The sequence below is a fragment of the Bacillus sp. JJ1503 genome, assembly GCF_036965125.1.
Lineage (GTDB): Bacteria > Bacillota > Bacilli > Bacillales > Cytobacillaceae > Cytobacillus.
In genome coordinates this window covers 1-1357 of sequence record NZ_JBALOZ010000530.1, presented here as the reverse complement: position 1 = coordinate 1357, position 1357 = coordinate 1, and the positions used below count along the sequence as shown (strand labels likewise).

The 1357-nt window shown below is 32.4% G+C and carries 2 protein-coding genes; both read right to left on the bottom strand.

The window, feature by feature from the left end; all coding sequences use genetic code 11:
* On the bottom strand, nt 1-1168 hold a 1168-nt coding region (locus V7149_RS26280), incomplete at its 3' end, for an FtsK/SpoIIIE domain-containing protein (RefSeq protein ID WP_335348494.1).
* 9 nt (nt 1169-1177) lie between these two features.
* Nucleotides 1178-1357, bottom strand: a 180-nt coding sequence (locus V7149_RS26275) for a hypothetical protein (protein ID WP_335348493.1), incomplete at its 5' end; no start/stop codon positions are given.

Below are 1357 nucleotides of genomic sequence, written 5' to 3'. Positions count from 1 at the left end.
GTTGTTGTGGTTCACTTTGCATTAGACCTTTTTGAAACTGAAGTTCATTATGTCCCTCTGTGACATCCTTAATATCACCCTTAACAATCATAAATGGGTTCAATATTTTCTTTGCTTTCTCATAAGTTAAATGTGGACTTTGTAATTCTTCGATTTCCCCTGAATTGAGTATTAACCTTCCTTTTTCTTCACGCTTTATCTTTTCTGCCCCTTTAGTTCCGAGTAGCATTGCATTCGTTTTATCAACTGCTCTGAAGCTCATTCTAATATTAAAGTTACCACGGGCTTTTGTATCCATGATATCGGCATCCATGCGTTGTGCAGAAGCTAACAGGAATATGCCTACAGCCCTACCCTTTGAAGAGATTTTTATAATATCGTCCATTATTTTTTTGTCGTCCATATATTCAATGAATTCGTCTACAGCAACAAGAATATATTTTTGTCTTCGATCTTTAGGTAAATCATCAATGTGTGGTACATCAAATGTATCTAATAACTCTTCTCTCTCATACATAATTTTAGTTACATTTTTTAAAACTTGCCTTGCATCTTTATTTGAATAGACTACCTTTTGTACATGTTCAACCTTCTTAAATAATCCGAATTCAGCACGTTTTCCATCAATGCAATAAATGTCTAGTTCTTCTGGTCTTTTGTATTTGATTAATGTAGACAAAATTACTCGTATAGCTGAACTCTTTCCTGATCCTGTAGTTCCTTGAATTATGATATGTGGTAAATCAAGACATTCTAAAACTAAATATCTGCCATTCTTCTTTTTACCAACAACTATTGGTATTTTCATTTCTTTTAGAAAAGGGAAGATTTCGTCATAAGAGTAAACTACATTAGATGTTAATGGTTTATTGTAAACTGTGAGAACAAACTTTTTTAAGTCACCCTTTAAATCAATAGACTTTCCAAAATACTGCTCAAAAACAAAACGCTGCTTAATTAAATCTGTTGGATTCATTCCATTCTTTAGAGTAAACACAATCTCAGTTAAGTTGTCTTTTTCCTTGTTCACAATGGAATGTATTTTGGGGTAGATATAAACCGTTCGATTACCTGACTTTGCTGTAAAAAATATCTCTGCTGATCGAAAACAATCAAGAAGCTTTGATTTTACTTTTTGTTTATAGAAGTATTCTTTTAGATTTATCATGTAATCACCTCAAAGGAAAACTTTAAATATTCCAACCGTGAGAAAAATGTAAAACACTACTGGCATAGCTAATTGAGTAAATGATTTAACCTGTTCAGCTCTTCTTGGGTTTCCGTGGGCAACGTAAATATTTTCAATTAAGGTAGAGATTAAAAGAACACCTGCAATACCAAAAACAATATAATATGG